This is a genomic window from Pantoea sp. JZ2, assembly GCF_035191405.1.
GTDB lineage: Bacteria > Pseudomonadota > Gammaproteobacteria > Enterobacterales > Enterobacteriaceae > Pantoea > Pantoea stewartii.
On sequence record NZ_CP045247.1, the window covers coordinates 3,174,857 to 3,190,191 of the forward strand.

General features: G+C 53.7%; 12 protein-coding genes. 6 read left to right on the plus strand and 6 right to left on the minus strand.

Features of this window, described 5'->3' with window-relative positions; all coding sequences use genetic code 11:
* Positions 1 to 5: 5 nt before the first annotated feature.
* Positions 6 to 2,120: a bifunctional 23S rRNA (guanine(2069)-N(7))-methyltransferase RlmK/23S rRNA (guanine(2445)-N(2))-methyltransferase RlmL gene (gene rlmKL, locus GC087_RS15320; protein WP_289366488.1), complete on the minus strand. Its 2,115-nt coding sequence runs from the start codon at positions 2,118 to 2,120 to the stop codon at positions 6 to 8.
* A gap of 108 nt (positions 2,121 to 2,228) precedes the next feature.
* Here rlmKL and GC087_RS15325 point away from each other — a divergent pair, with 108 nt between their 5' ends.
* On the plus strand, positions 2,229 to 3,338 hold the full coding sequence (locus GC087_RS15325) for a YcbX family protein (protein WP_324028664.1): 1,110 nt from the start codon (positions 2,229 to 2,231) through the stop codon (positions 3,336 to 3,338).
* 1 nt (position 3,339) lies between these two features.
* On the opposite strand, the gene GC087_RS15330 is transcribed toward GC087_RS15325, so the two are convergent.
* The 4 genes from GC087_RS15330 to GC087_RS15345 all read right to left on the minus strand — a co-directional run bounded on the left by GC087_RS15330 (position 3,340) and on the right by GC087_RS15345 (position 7,535).
* Positions 3,340 to 3,882: a cell division protein ZapC gene (locus tag GC087_RS15330; protein ID WP_006118654.1), complete on the minus strand. Its 543-nt coding sequence runs from the start codon at positions 3,880 to 3,882 to the stop codon at positions 3,340 to 3,342.
* Positions 3,883 to 4,024: 142 nt separating this feature from the next.
* On the minus strand, positions 4,025 to 5,035 hold the full coding sequence (pyrD, locus tag GC087_RS15335) for a quinone-dependent dihydroorotate dehydrogenase (RefSeq protein ID WP_033737618.1): 1,011 nt from the start codon (positions 5,033 to 5,035) through the stop codon (positions 4,025 to 4,027).
* A 134-nt stretch (positions 5,036 to 5,169) separates the two neighbouring features.
* The gene (locus GC087_RS15340) at positions 5,170 to 6,471 is read right to left on the minus strand and encodes a flippase (RefSeq protein ID WP_039341264.1); all 1,302 of its coding nucleotides are present in this window, start codon (positions 6,469 to 6,471) and stop codon (positions 5,170 to 5,172) included.
* Positions 6,472 to 6,554: 83 nt separating this feature from the next.
* A complete protein-coding gene (locus GC087_RS15345; protein ID WP_324028665.1) occupies positions 6,555 to 7,535 on the minus strand; it encodes a glycosyltransferase family 2 protein in 981 nt (326 codons plus the stop codon).
* Between the two features lie 756 nt (positions 7,536 to 8,291).
* Between GC087_RS15345 and ssuE the strand changes: the two genes are divergently transcribed.
* Genes ssuE through ssuB form a run of 5 tightly spaced genes read left to right on the plus strand, consistent with a single transcriptional unit; the run spans position 8,292 to position 12,552 of the window.
* Positions 8,292 to 8,843 carry an NADPH-dependent FMN reductase gene (gene ssuE, locus GC087_RS15350; protein ID WP_039341268.1) on the plus strand — a complete coding sequence of 184 codons (552 nt, stop codon included), beginning with the start codon at positions 8,292 to 8,294 and terminating at the stop codon, positions 8,841 to 8,843.
* A gap of 9 nt (positions 8,844 to 8,852) precedes the next feature.
* Entirely contained in the window at positions 8,853 to 9,806 is a 954-nt protein-coding gene (locus GC087_RS15355) for a sulfonate ABC transporter substrate-binding protein (protein ID WP_006118649.1), read from the plus strand.
* Positions 9,807 to 9,816: 10 nt separating this feature from the next.
* Positions 9,817 to 10,965, plus strand: a complete 1,149-nt coding sequence (ssuD, locus tag GC087_RS15360; RefSeq protein ID WP_324028666.1) for an FMNH2-dependent alkanesulfonate monooxygenase — start codon at positions 9,817 to 9,819, stop codon at positions 10,963 to 10,965.
* 10 nt (positions 10,966 to 10,975) lie between these two features.
* The gene (ssuC, locus tag GC087_RS15365; RefSeq protein ID WP_033737624.1) at positions 10,976 to 11,767 is read left to right on the plus strand and encodes an aliphatic sulfonate ABC transporter permease SsuC; all 792 of its coding nucleotides are present in this window, start codon (positions 10,976 to 10,978) and stop codon (positions 11,765 to 11,767) included.
* Entirely contained in the window at positions 11,764 to 12,552 is a 789-nt protein-coding gene (gene ssuB / locus GC087_RS15370; RefSeq protein WP_033737625.1) for an aliphatic sulfonates ABC transporter ATP-binding protein, read from the plus strand. The genes ssuC and ssuB overlap by 4 nt, the downstream gene beginning before the upstream one ends.
* Before the next feature lie 32 nt (positions 12,553 to 12,584).
* Here the strand turns inward: ssuB and pepN are convergent, their stop codons facing one another.
* Positions 12,585 to 15,200 carry an aminopeptidase N gene (gene pepN / locus GC087_RS15375; protein WP_324028667.1) on the minus strand — a complete coding sequence of 872 codons (2,616 nt, stop codon included), beginning with the start codon at positions 15,198 to 15,200 and terminating at the stop codon, positions 12,585 to 12,587.
* Positions 15,201 to 15,335 lie beyond the last annotated feature (135 nt).

Here is a 15,335-nt window from a genome sequence, read left to right on the forward strand (position 1 = left end):
GTAGCTTATTCCTTACCGGCATGTGTAATCAGCCAGCAGTTGTGAATTTGGCGATTACGCGCAAAATCCTGTGACAGGGTTTTCTGTGTGATGTCCTGCGCCTGAAGGCCTAATGCCTTAAGGCCGTCCAGATCCATTTTGAAACCACGTTTGTTATTCGAGAACATGATGGTGCCGCCTTTGCGCAGCAGACGCTTCAGATTGCGCATCAGCATCATATGGTCGCGCTGCACATCGAAACTCTCTTCCATACGTTTAGAGTTTGAGAACGTAGGCGGATCGATAAAGATCAGATCGAAATTTTCATCAGTTTCATTCAGCCAGCTCAGGCAGTCCGCATGCAATAAGCGATGCTGACGGCCTGTCAGGCCATTCAGCCGCAGGTTCCGTTCCGCCCATTCCAGATAGGTGCGCGACATATCCACTGTGGTCGTAGAACGCGCGCCGCCCAGCCCCGCATGGACGCTGGCGGTGCCGGTGTAGGCAAACAAATTCAGGAAATCTTTGCCCTGGCTCATCTGGCCCAGCATTTTGCGCGCGATACGGTGATCGAGGAACAACCCGGTGTCCAGGTAATCGGTCAGATTCACCAGGAAGCGGGCATTGAATTCCTGCACCTCGAAATAATCGCCCTTCTCGCTCAGTTTCTGATACTGCGCTTTGCCCTTTTGGCGTTCGCGGGTTTTCAGGATGAGGCGGCTGGACGGCAGCTCCAGCACGCTGAGCGTCGCGCTGATAACATCGAACAGGCGCTGACGGGCTTTATTTGCGTCGATAGTTTTCGGTGGCGCATATTCCTGTACCACTACCCAGTCCGCATAGCGATCCACCGCCACGTTGTAGTCAGGCAGATCGGCATCATAAATGCGATAGCACTCAATCCCTTCCTGGCGCGCCCATTTATCGAGCTTCTTCAGGTTTTTACGCAAGCGGTTAGCGTAATCTTCGGCAATCTGGTTGGCGCGCTCACCACTGGCGGCAGATAACTGATAATTCTTCTGTACGCAGTCCAGTGGTCCGTTTTTCGCCTTGAACTGTCGATCGGCGCGCAGTTGCAGGCAACTGAGCAGCTCGGGTGAGGCGCTGAACAGCGATAAGTTCCAGCCCGCAAAATGCTGCTTCATCAGCCGCCCCAACTGACTGTGCAGGGCAATAAGCGCAGGCTCGCTTTCCAGACGCTCACCGTACGGTGGGTTACTCAGTACCGTGCCCGTTACGCCGTTCTCAAGCGGATTGTTCAGCTTCAGCAGGTCCTGTTGCCCAAAGGTGAACAACTCGAAAACGCCTGCGCGGCGGGCGTTGGCTTTCGCCCATTCCAGCACCCGGCCATTATTATCGAAACCATAAAAACGTGCCTGACAGGCCGCCGTGCCCGCACGGGCCCGCGCCTGCGCATCGCGTTTAACGTCCAGCCACAGGCTTTCGTTAAAGCCGGCCCAGGCCGTAAAGCCCCACTGGCTCCGGAGTAAACCTGGCGCACGATCGCAGGCCATCAGTGCCGCTTCAATCAGCAGCGTACCGGAACCACACATCGGGTCGATGAGCGGCGTAGTCGTTTGCCAGCCTGAACGCATCACAATGGCTGCGGCCAGGTTCTCTTTCAACGGCGCCTGACCGGTTTGCTGGCGATAACCACGCTGGTGTAACGCGCTGCCGCTGAGGTCCAGTGCAATGCTGGCGCGATCGTCGTCGAGCCAGACGTTAATGCGGATATCCGCCTGTTCACGATCCACGTCTGGTCGTGGCAGATTGCGGCGGGTAAAGCTGTCAACAATCGCGTCTTTGACACGCAACGCGCCAAACTGACTGTTACGGATCGCCTCGTTAGTCCCGTTAAAATGCACCACAAAGGTTTTATCGCTGCCAAAGGTAGCAGGCCAGTCAATGCCCTGCACACCAAGATAAAGATCGAGATCGCTGTACACGCCCACCTCCGTCAGCGGAAGCAGAATGCGCGACGCCAGACGGCTCCACATCAGGCTTTGATACATGACGCGATCGTCAGCTTTGAAGTGAACGCCTCCCTGTACCACTTGCAGGTCCTGCGCGCCCAGCGCGTCCAGCTCATTTTTTAACAGCTCTTCGAGCCCACGCGCCGTGCTGGCAAACAGAGAATTCATATCGTCACTTTTTACTCTTGAGAAAATTGTTGCGCATTATAGCGAATCGCAGACCTATGTCATAAAGTTAGCTTCTTTTGTCTTGCGCGCCTGCTTCAGGAGACTGTCATGATTACGCTTTCCCGCTTGTTTATTCATCCTGTTAAATCAATGCGGGGGCTGCAGGTTTCCCATGCCTGGGCTGCCAACAGCGGATTGACCTTCGATCGCATTTTTATGGTGACCGAACCCGATGGCACTTTTATTACTGCGCGCCAGTTCCCGGAAATGGTGCAGTTTACGCCCGCCGTCACCCCTGAGGGATTATTTTTACAGGCGCCCGACGGCAGTCAGTCGCTGATTCGCTTCGCCGATTTTACGCAAACGGAAGCGCCAACAGAGGTATGGGGAAACACCTTTACCGCCCGTATCGCGCCCGAGGCGATCAACCAGTGGCTGAGTGCCTTTTTCCCAAGACCGGTCCAACTGCGCTGGACTGGACCACAGCCGTCACGCCGCGTGAAGCGCTTCACCGAGGTGCCGCTGGGGTTTGCCGATGGCTATCCTTATCTGTTAGTGAATAATGCCTCTCTGCGGGATCTGCAGCAGCGCTGTCCGGCCAGCGTGCGCGTTGAGCAATTTCGTCCTAACCTGGTGGTCAGCGGTGCGCCTGCCTGGGATGAAGACAACTGGGCGGAGATTACGGTAGGTCAGGTACATTTTGCCGTCCCTAAGCCCTGCAGTCGTTGCGTGTTTACTACGGTTAGCGTTGAAAATGGCCAGAAACATCCTGACGGACAACCTCTCGCCACACTTCAGGGCTTTCGCACCGCACAGGACGGCAGTGGTGACATTGATTTTGGCCTGAACCTTATTGCGCTAAACAGTGGGATTATTCGTGTCGGTGATGACGTCAAGGTCGTCAAACGCCAGCCGCCACGCGCCTATGGTGCGGGAGAGGTTGTGGAAACCCTCAAGCCGCAGCAGCAATCCCCCAATGCGGTGACGATTTCGTATCAGGGCCAGACATTCAGCGGCGATAACCAGCAAATTTTGCTTGAGCAGCTCGAAGCCCAGGGGTTCCGCATTCCCTACTCGTGTCGGGCAGGTTTGTGTGGCAGTTGCAAAATCACCCTGGTGGCGGGAAAAGTGAAGCCCTTAAAACAGAGTGCCATCCGTGATGATGGCACAATACTGAGTTGCAGTTGTATTCCTGCCGGCGATATTGATGTGAAGTAAGTTACACCGCGCGTGCATAACGCGTGGTTTTTTCCTGCTGATGCGGTTGAAGACGGTCGTTCATCACTTTAATCGCATCCCCTAACACCATTCCTTTGCCCGCCAGCGTTAACGCGGGCTGCGCCAGCAGGCAGAGCGCGGCGTTATCGCCATTTTCAACCACCAGCAAACGTGCCTGCTCGCCATTCTCGGCCAGCGTGACCTCAACCATCTCGCCGACCGCAGGTTGCATTGGCTGGCGATGTGCGGAGAAATGCCAGCTTTTGGGCATCAGGGGTTTTAGAAAGCGGGCGGCCACCAGCGCATTTAACACCAGTTCGGCGCGCTGATTACTGCTTAACGGGCTCTGGCGGCACTTCTCTTCAAAGGTGAAATAGAGCGCGGCGTCATCAACACAAAATCCGGATTCCGTGAAAGCATCCGGTGTCAGCATTTTGCGTGCATAGCGGGAACGAAAAAGCATACCGTCAGCCAGATCGAGCATCATACGGTCGTGCTCGGCGTCATAATACCAACGCCAGTTGTCATCGGGTTTAATTTTCATCGTGTGCCCTGTATTTACCGCTGTGCTAAAGGCAAAATATCTGTCGAAGAATAATGAATGCTGAAAAATCGTGCAACAGGACAAAATATAAACGAGCCGGAGAGAGAAATAAACCCCCCGGCGCATTAATAGAGCGATTCTCTTAGATGTGGGTCACGATATCTTTAATTAAGCCCGGACCTTTATAAATAAAACCAGAATAAATTTGAACGAGCGTGGCGCCGGCAGCGATTTTTTCTCGTGCCGCGGTCAGTGAATCAATTCCGCCCACGCCAATAATGGGCAAACGCCCCTGCAGCTCTTGTGACAGACGCTGAATGACGGCGGTGCTGCGCGACTGAACCGGACGTCCACTTAATCCCCCGGCTTCCTCGCTATATTTCAGTCCATTCACCAGGGTACGATCCAGTGTGGTATTTGTGGCAATGACGCCATCAATTTGGTGGCGAACTAAACTGTCAGCCACCTGGATCAACTCGTCTTCAGAAAGATCCGGCGCGATCTTTACAGCGACAGGCACATATTTGAGATGCCGCTTTTCCAGTTCTTTTTGTTTTGCTTTGATGGAACTGAGCAGATCGTCAAGCGCCTCACCATATTGCAGAGAACGTAAACCTGGCGTATTCGGTGACGAAATATTGATGGCAATATAACCGGCATGGGCATAAATTTTCTCCATGCACAGCAGATAATCGTCTTTGCCCTGCTCCACTGGCGTATCTTTATTTTTGCCAATATTGATGCCCAGCACGCCCTTGAATCGGGATTTTTTGACATTTTCCACCAGATTATCCACGCCGAGATTATTGAATCCCATGCGGTTAATAATCCCTTCGGCTTCAACTAAGCGAAACATGCGCGGCTTATCGTTACCTGGTTGAGCCCGTGGCGTGACCGTTCCCACTTCAACAAAACCAAATCCCATTGCGCCAAACGCATCAATGCACTCGGCATTTTTATCCAGCCCGGCCGCAAGGCCCAGCGCATTATCAAACGTCAGCCCCATACAGGTCACGGGGCGCGAGGGTAAACGCTGGCGGATAAGGGCTTCCAGCGGCGTGCCGCTCATAAAGCGTAACTGCTGAAAGGTGAGATGGTGCGCGCGCTCAGGATCGAGCCTGAATAACGCCGGTCGGACGATTGAGTAAAACATGCACTCTCCTGGAAGACGGAAGCGACGGTGGAAATCAGTGCACAGGAAATTGTGCGCCAGAATGGTAAGGTGCTCTGGCGCAAAAGTAAATCGTGGGGCGTTAAGCGAGGAAACTGTTTGACGCAGATTTGATCTTACACAACGGAATCGTTTGCCGTGCGCGAATTCATCCTGTCCGGAAACGCATAGTCACGCCAGATATTGTGGCGAACCATAATGCCAAAAATACCGATACAGACCAGCACTTCCGCCAGCACCATTGACCATGCTGCGCCGATCGCGCCAAATTTCCACGCCAGCAAACAGCAAACAGGTACGTTGACGACGCCCGCGACCATCATCACCATCATGCGCTGACGCGCCAGCCCGTGCGGAATCAGAATCTGCAGTCCGGCGGGATAGGCGATATTGCCGAACAGGAAGCACAGCACAAAGACGCGGAGAACATCGGCTGACGGCAGGAAGTCTTTGCCTAACAGCAATGACACCACCTGATCGGCAAACAGCCAGGTAAAGATCACAATAGACAGACTGAGGCCAAAAGACAGCATCAGGCTTTTACGTGTGGCAGCAACCGCAGCCGCTTTATCGCGACCAAACAGATGGCTGACGCGCGGGAAAAACGCGCTGCCAATCTGCTCCGGTACAGAATTCGCGGCTTTGCGCAGCCTGTCCGCACCGTTGTAGATCCCCACCATGTAGTGGGAGGTAAAGCTGGCGAGAATCACGACGTTTACGCTGTTAAACAGGTTAGCACCGGCAATGGCGATAAACACATCTGCACTGTCGGTAATGCGCTGTTTGATCTCTTTCGGTTCGAAGCGATACGCGCCAATCACCTTCATTTCCAGCACAAACTTCAGCGTAATAATGGCGTTAATAATGGATACCGCGCCCGGTATCAGCGCCGCCAGCCAGGTATCGTCTGGTGTTTTCACCAGTAAAAACGTCAGCGGGATGGCACAAAAGTTGCCAAAGGTGGCGATCATCGCCGTTTTACCCAGCTTCTCAAAACCCTGCATCAGCCAGCCAAAGGAAAACAGTGAACCGACTAATGTGGTGCAGTTAGCCAGAATAATAAAAAACAATGAATGCCAGGACGGATTAAACCAGGTCGCCGTGAGCAATGTGCCGCTGGTCAGCAGCAGCAGCATCAGTTTGGCATTGAATGTTGACCAGAAGAGTTGCGTCACGCGCGCCTTGTCATCACGGTGGTGGGCAATGTCTTTAGTCGTAAAAACATTGAACCCCCAGTCAGAAATCGTACTGCAGTAAAGTACGCAGGCGATGGCCAACGCCAGAATCCCCATATGATCGACACCCAGCACGCGCGCCAGGTAGGGTAAGGTCGCCAGCGGAAACAGGAAAGAAGCTCCCCGGTACGCCAGCAAAGATAAGATATTGACTACTAAACTTTTATCGAGCACTTTTGCCATGTCGCAACAACCTTATACACATTGCATGCCTCACCTTCTCATTTCGCTCAGGTGCAAACAATATCACTTGCCATTTTTCGGAATTACGGAACGCGTTTGAGTTCTTTTTTCACTTTATGGCTTTGCAATAAAATGAAGGTTTCCGGACTGTTGAACAGCAGCCACTCTTTCAGACTACTGGCTTTAACTCTGCGCCCGAAATAACGAATCGCATTAAGCACATAGTCAGGAACGGGCGTCCGGTTGTAGAGCGACAAATAAATCATCAACCGGAAGGAATGAAACAGGTAGGCTTTTTCTAAATCCTTTTTCAATTCACTTTTATGCAGTGAACGGCACAATGTGTTGAAGGTTGTAATAAATGCATTGTAGCGTTGAATAAAAAAGGTCGGGTTTTTGCTACTGTTGGTCAGTGAGCCGCCACGGATGCGCTGTTTGTAATAGGTTTGACGGCTTACCCAGACCTGATTGCATTTCATAAACACCGATAACGTAAAATTATGGTCTTCATGAACACGATCGATAAAACGTAACTGATGCTGCTGGATGACGCTTTTTTTCACGACATAATTCCAGGCGGCGGAAGTATACGAACCGTTTTGTAACAATCCCAACAGGACATCCTGCGGGCGCTGAATGCCAAACAGGCCGTGCCTGACTTTCGGCCACGTAATTTCCGGTTTGTCTTCACGGTAAGCACTGGAATTAAAACAAAACAAATCCGTATCCGGATAATGCTCAATGACCTGAGCCAGTTCGCTGACAAGGCCGTCCACCACCACATCATCAGGATCGCAGAAAAAAACAAACTGTCCTTTAGCGGCCTCTACGCCTTTGTCACGCGCATTGCCTGCTCCTCCATTCGGAATCGTGATCACCTTGACATGGGGCAGGTGCGCATAATGCTGTTCAATTAACGCCACTGTCCCGTCAGTCGAACTGTCGTTAACAATGATAATTTCATTCGGCGCGCGAATTTGACTTACCAGGGAGTCAACGCATTCAACAATATATTTCTCAACGTTGTACGTTGGAATAATGACCGATAACAGGATGTCAGACATACATGATTTCTCTGCTGTTAGAAAATGAAAAATAAAATCCACCAGCCTGAGACAGGCACTGACTAAGGGCGAATAGTTATATTTAAAATAACAGGCGCTTACATTGAGCAGCGTTATTTTAATGCCTGATGCCGCAAAATGCCTGCCTCAATATCGTGCGGAGGCAGCACAGGCAAAAACCATCGTAAGAAAAACTAAAGTTTAATCACTTACCTTTCGTCACTTTGTTGAGAAATCATTTAATAAATACATCAGTCCCCTTTTCACTTTCGCCCTGCCGCCTGTAACCAGTTGTGAAATTCCATTAAAATTTTTATAAATGCTGGCCCTGTTTATCTGACACTTTTGTGGAACCCGTCTTAAACCCAGGCTTACTGCATCACAAAACCCCGTTGAAACATCGAATCTTTTTCGCTTTGTCCATTTTGATAACCCACAGTCAGAGAAGACCATTCTTTTCTTTCATGGATTTATTTCAATCTTGCGATATTCAAGTAACCAAATGTACGAAATCCATCTGCGACAGAGAATTCATTCATCCGGATTAATGTATCCCGTTGCGTACCAGGCCGTTTTTAAGATTTGTCGTAGCGGTTTTCTCCTGGATTCCAGATGCCAAGCCTTATCTTCCTTTTGCGGTTTTCACCTTTAGATTGTCAGAAAAATCATTTAAGCCCTGCCGTGGCCTCTGCCAGGATGAAAGCCTGAGTTCTCAACAACAGATAATCAATAACTTTCAGTTATAAGGAGTAGTGAATGCGAGTGCTTACCCTGGCAGGCAGTCCACGGTTTCCTTCACGGTCCACCTCGTTACTGGCGCTGTGCCAGCACAAACTGGAAGCGCGCGGTGTGGAAGTTATTCCGTGGAATATTCATAACTTTCAGCCGGAAGACCTTATTAACGCCCGCTTTGATTCCCCGGCGATTCTGGCGCTGAGTGAGGATTTATCTGCCGCCGATGGTCTGGTGATTGCTACGCCCGTTTACAAGGCGTCTTTCTCGGGTGCGCTGAAAACGGTGCTGGATCTGTTGCCCGAACGCGCACTGGCCCACAAAGTCGTGCTGCCGCTTGCCAGTGGTGGCAGCGCAGGCCACATGCTGGCGCTGGATTACGCGCTCAAGCCCGTTTTAAACGCGCTGAAAGCGGAAGAAGTGCTTCATGGGGTTTATGCCGAAGATAAACAGATCACGCATTACGATCGTCAGCCAGAACTGGATCCCCTTCTGGCCACCCGCCTGGATGAGGCGGTGGATTCTTTCTCACTGGCGTTGTCACGCCGTCATCAACCGGTTGCCTGGGCAGTATAAGGATTAAGCATGAAACGGATAGTAAGCGCGTGGTTACTGGCAGGGATGTTGATAACGGGAACTCAGGTTTATGCTGCTGAGCCAGCCCCCGAACAGGTGCGTATCGGCTACCAGAAAGGATCGGTCAGTATGGTGCTGGCAAAAGCTCACCGGTTACTGGAAACGCGTTTCCCTCAGACCAAAATACAGTGGGTTGAATTTCCAGCCGGGCCGCAAATGCTGGAAGCCCTGAACGTTAACAGTATTGATATTGCCAGTACCGGCGATATTCCACCCATTTTTGCCCAGGCGGCGGGGGCAGATTTACTCTATATCGGCTCGGAGCCGCCTAAGCCCAAAGCCGAGGTGATTCTGGTCAGCCAGGACAGCCCGCTGAAATCGGTGGCCGACCTGAAGGGCAAAAAAGTGGCCTTTCAGAAAGGCTCCAGCTCGCACAACCTGTTACTGCGCGCACTGGAGGAGGCCGGCCTGTCAATCAAAGATATACAGCCGGTTTATCTTACGCCTGCCGATGCCCGCGCGGCCTTTCAGCAGGGTAACGTTGATGCCTGGGCGATATGGGATCCCTATTATTCCGCAGTGCTGCTTCAGGGGCACGTTCGCGTTTTAAAAGACGGTACCACACTCAATCAGACCGGTCCGTTCTACCTTGCGACGCGCGCATTCGCCCAGAACCATAATGACTTTGTCTTAGCAACGCTCAAAACCTTTAGCGATGCGGAAGCGCTGACGCGCAGCGAACGTGACCAGAGCATTCATCTGCTTGCCACCTCCATTGGCCTGCCTGAGGCGGTCATTGCCAGTAATCTGGATCATCGTCCCCCTAGCCCGGTCAGTCCGGTCAGCGCGCACACTGTTGCGTTACAACAGAAAACCGCCGATCTGTTTTATGCCAATCACCTGATTCCCGTGAAAGTATCAATTGCCGATCGCATCTGGCATCCCCGTAGCGTGACGCAATAAGGAGAGAAAAATGAGTGTTTCCGTATTCTGGTTCCTGCCCACCCATGGTGACGGTCACTACCTTGGCACGGCCAAAGGTGCGCGCCCGGTCGATCATGCGTATCTGCAGCAGGTCGCGCAGGCAGCCGATCGCCTGGGTTTTGGTGGCGTGCTGATCCCGACCGGCCGCTCGTGTGAAGATGCCTGGCTGGTGGCCGCCTCATTAATTCCGGTCACTCAGCGCCTGCGTTTTCTGGTTGCCCTGCGCCCTGGCGTGATTTCACCGACTCAGGCCGCCCGCCAGGCCGCGACGCTCGATCGCCTGTCTAACGGACGTGCACTGTTTAATCTGGTAACGGGCGGCGATCCCGAAGAGCTGGCAGGTGATGGCGTTTTCCTCGACCATCGTGAACGCTATGCCGAATCGGCCGAGTTCACCCGCGTCTGGCGCCGGGTGCTGGAAGGTGAAACAGTAGACTACGAGGGCAAGCATGTGCATGTGCGCGGGGCGCGCCTGATGTTTAAGCCGGTGCAGCAGCCTCGTCCACCGCTGTGGTTTGGCGGGTCATCAGAGCCCGCTCAGGATCTGGCCGCTGAACAGGTTGATGTGTACCTCACCTGGGGCGAGCCGCCTGAACTGGTAAAAGAAAAAATTGAACAGGTGCGCGCGAAAGCCGCTGCTCAGGGCCGCCAGGTTCGTTTTGGTATCCGCCTGCATGTCATCGTCCGTGAAACCAATGAAGAAGCCTGGCAGGCCGCCGACAAACTCATTGCTAACGTCGATGACGCCACCATTGCCAGAGCGCAAAGCGCCTTCCAGCGTACCGATTCCGTTGGGCAGCAACGCATGGCCGCCCTGCACGGAGGTCGCCGTGACAAACTGGAGATTAGCCCCAATCTCTGGGCTGGCGTTGGGCTGGTTCGCAGCGGTGCCGGTACCGCGCTGGTGGGCGATGCTCCAACCGTAGCGGCGCGAATGAAAGAGTACGAAGCGCTGGGTATTGAAACCTTTATTCTTTCCGGCTATCCGCACCTGGAAGAAGCCTATCGCGTGGGCGAGCTGCTGTTTCCCCACCTGGATCTGAAGATACCTGAAGTGCCTCAACCTCGGGTCGTTCAGGCGCACGGTGAAGCAGTTGCAAACGATTTTACCCCCGAGAAAAAAGCCGCACGGGCCTGAGGAGATCGCCATGATCCGATTACGTCAATCCTTCTCAGCGGCGCTTGTGCCCTGGCTGTTACCGGTGTTACTGGTCGTGGTCTGGCAGATTGCGTCGCAGACCGGCTGGCTCTCCAGCCGTATCCTGCCGGCACCGGAGAAGATCGTCACCACCTTCTGGCAACTGGCCGCCAGCGGCGAGCTGTGGCGGAATCTGGCTATCAGCAGCTGGCGCGCGCTGCTGGGCTTTAGCATCGGCGGTTCGATCGGGTTAGTGCTGGGATTGATTACCGGCACCTCACGTCTGGGCGAGCGCCTGCTGGATACCTCGGTACAAATGTTACGTAACGTGCCTCATCTGGCGCTTATCCCGCTGGTCATCCTGTGGTTTGGTATCGATGAAACCGCCAAAATTTTTCTGGTGGCGCTGGGCACACTGTTCCCGATTTATCTGAATACGTATCACGGCATTCGCAACGTGGATCGGGGGCTGGTTGAAATGGCACGCAGCTATGGCTTATCAGGCTGGAGCCTGTTTGTGCAGGTGATATTGCCGGGTGCGTTACCGAGCATCATGGTCGGCGTGCGTTTTGGTCTGGGATTAATGTGGCTCACGCTGATTGTGGCTGAAACCATTTCCGCTAACGCCGGGATTGGCTACCTGGCCATGAATGCCCGTGAGTTTCTGCAAACCGATGTGGTGATGGTCGCCATTATTCTTTATGCCCTGCTGGGGAAACTGGCCGATGTCAGTGCGCTACTGCTGGAACGTGTCTGGTTACGCTGGCATCCGGCTTATCAACATAAGGAGGAAGCAGCATGATTAACTCCGCTATCCCGGCGCGTCTGACGGCCGGTACGCCGGTTGGTGTAAAGGGCGTCAGCAAAAAATATGGCGAGCGTACGATTCTTAATAACATTGACCTGCACATACCGTCTGGACAATTTGTGGCCGTCGTGGGCCGCAGCGGCTGCGGCAAAAGTACCCTACTGCGTTTGCTGGCCGGGCTGGAAAACAGCACTGAGGGTCAGCTACTGGCCGGCACTGCGCCATTGCACACGGCGCGCGACGAAACCCGTCTGATGTTCCAGGATGCGCGACTGCTGCCCTGGAAAAAAGTGATTGATAACGTGGCACTTGGTCTGCGGGGCAATGCCTGGCGGGAAGCCGCACACGAGGCGCTGGCGGCCGTTGGGCTGGCCGATCGCGCCAGTGACTGGCCTGCCGCCCTGTCTGGCGGTCAGAAACAGCGCGTGGCGCTGGCTCGCGCCCTGATTCATCGTCCCGGTCTGCTACTCCTGGATGAGCCGCTCGGCGCGCTCGATGCGTTAACCCGAATTGAGATGCAGGAGCTGATTGAATCACTGTGGCAGCAACACAATTTTACGGTGCTGTTGGTCACTCATGATGTCAGTGAGGCGGTTGCAATGGCGGATCGGGTTCTGCTGATTGAGGAAGGTCGGATTGGGCTGGATTTGCAGGTTGATTTGCCGCGTCCCCGGCGGCGGGGTTCCGCCCGTCTGGCCGAGCTGGAAGCGGAGGTGCTGGATCGGGTGATGCGTCGCAGTGCGGCAGATAAACCGCCGCGCTATGCGCAACAGCGCTGATGAAACGGCGGGCCATGGCCCGCCGTTTTTTATCAGGCGTTAAGCGCCTTGGTAATTTTCTCGTACAGATCGCCCGACAGTTTCTCCAGACCCTGTAGCTGCTCCAGCGCCTGGCGCATCAGCGCCTGACGGCGAGTATCGTAACGTTTCAGACGAATCAATGGCTCAATCATGCGCGACGCAACCTGCGGATTTCGGGTATTTAAATCCGTCAACATCTCGACCAGGAAGCGATAGCCGCTGCCATCTTCGGCATGGAAGGCCGAGGGGTTCCCCGATGCGAAGGCACCGATCAATGAACGAATACGGTTGGGGTTCCCCATGCTGAACGAACGGTGCGACAGCAACCGGCGCACGTTAAGTAACGCATTCTGCGCCGGGCTGGTGGCCTGCAACATAAACCATTTGTCCATCACCAGGCCATCGCGATGCCAGCGATCGTCATAGTCAGCCAGTAAAGCGTCACGGCACGGCAACTGCGCCGCCACGGCGGCCGAGAGTGCCGCCAGGGAATCGGTCATATTATTCGCGCGCTGATACTGTGCCTGAACCAGTTTATCGGCCAGATCCATGTCACCAAACGCCAGATAGTACAGGCAGATGTTTTTCAGTGACCGTTTGCCTGTTTCCGCATGATCAACGTGATAGTCCGCCTGCTGATTGGCGTTATACACGGCAAAGAATTCATCCGCCAGTTCACGCGCCAGCGTACGGGCCAACGCTTCGCGCACCAGCGCAATGGCCTGCGGATCGATAATCTCAAACAGCTCGGCAATTTCGTTCTCACTCGGCAACGTCAAAATCAGCGCCGTCAATGCCGGGTCGCTGTCTGCGTCAAGCAGCACGGTGCGGAAAGCATCGGCAACGTGCAGCGGCAGTGACAAATGCTGCCCCTGCTGATGACGCGCAACATTGAGACGTAAATAGGTTGCCAGCAGACTTTGCGCCGCATCCCAGCGGGAAAAATCGTTACTGGCATGGCGCATCAGGAAGGTGAGCTGGGCATCGCTCCACTTATAATCAAGTTTCACAGGTGCGGAGAATTCACGCAGCAGTGACGGCACCGGCTGGAAATAGACGTTATCAAACGTAAACGTCTGGAACTCTTCCGTCACGTTCAGGACGTGATGCACAGGATGGCCATCGCGCTGCAACGGAATCACCTTGCCCTGGCCGTCATACAGTTCGATATCCAGCGGGATGTGTAGCGGCAGCTTTTCTTTCTGATCGGCTGTCGGTGGCGTGTGTTGCGTAACGTGCAACGTGTACTGCTCCAGTTCCGGATTGTAGTCGTCGCGTACCGTGACGGTTGGTGTACCTGACTGGCTGTACCAGCGGCGGAACTGAGACAGATCAACGCCAGACGCGTCTTCCATCGCCTGAACAAAATCATCGCAGGTGGCGGCGCTGCCGTCATGCCGTTTGAAGTACAGTTGCATCCCTTTCTGAAAGTTCTCCTCTCCCAGCAAGGTATGCATCATGCGGATCACTTCCGATCCTTTTTCATACACGGTTAAGGTGTAGAAATTATTCATTTCGATCACCTGATCCGGCCGGATCGGGTGCGCCATCGGACTGGCATCCTCAGCAAACTGCGCGCCGCGCATGATACGGACATTATCGATACGATTAACGGCGCGCGATCCCAGGTCTGAACTGAACTCCTGATCGCGGAAGACGGTCAGGCCCTCTTTGAGGCTCAACTGGAACCAGTCACGACAGGTGACGCGGTTGCCGGTCCAGTTGTGGAAATATTCATGGCCTATCACGGCCTCAATCCCCAGGTAATCCTTATCGGTTGCGGTTTCGGCTTTTGCCAGCACATATTTGGAGTTAAAGATGTTAAGCCCTTTATTCTCCATCGCGCCCATATTAAAGAAGTCCACCGCGACAATCATAAAGATGTCGAGGTCATACTCCAGGCCAAAGCGCTCTTCATCCCACTTCATGCTGTTTTTCAGCGAGGTCATTGCCCAGTCGGCGCGGTCCAGATTGCCTCTGTCAACAAAGATCTCCAGTGCGACATCACGCCCCGAACGCGTGGTAAAGCTGTCGCGCAGCACGTCAAAATCACCTGCCACCAGCGCAAACAGATAGCAGGGCTTCGGGAACGGATCCTGCCATTTAACCCAGTGACGTCCCTGCTCGTCATGACCACTGTCGATACGGTTGCCGTTCGACAACAGGAAAGGATAGCGGTTGCCATCGGCAATGATGGTGGTCGTGAAACGCGCCAGCACATCCGGCCGATCCAGATACCAGGTAATATGGCGGAAGCCTTCGGCTTCACATTGCGTACAAAGTGCCTCACCGGACTTGTACAATCCTTCAAGCGCGCTGTTGCGGTCAGGATGGATGTCATTCACGATTTTCAGCGTGAAACTGTCTGGCAACTGGCTGAGTACCAGTGCGCCTTCTTCCTCTTTATAAGCCGTCCAGGCCTGGCCATTAACTTCCAGCGAGATCAGGGTCAGATCTTCACCGTCCAGACGCAATTCAGCCCCGTTATCACCCTGGCGTTTAACCTGACTGATGGCCGTGACGCGCGTGGTCGACTCATCCAGTTCAAAGGTTAAATCAATATCGGTGATGGTATAATCGGGAGCCCGGTAATCGTGGCGATATTTTATTTTTGGCTGCTGCGTCATATTTCGTCTCGCAATGAATAGTTTACCCGTCAAAGTCTAAGCCTGATGCGTTAAGCTTGCCATGCGTAATGCATGTCGTGGGCAAAATGGCTACACTTTCTTAACAATGACACAATTCGGCCTCGACTCGCTATC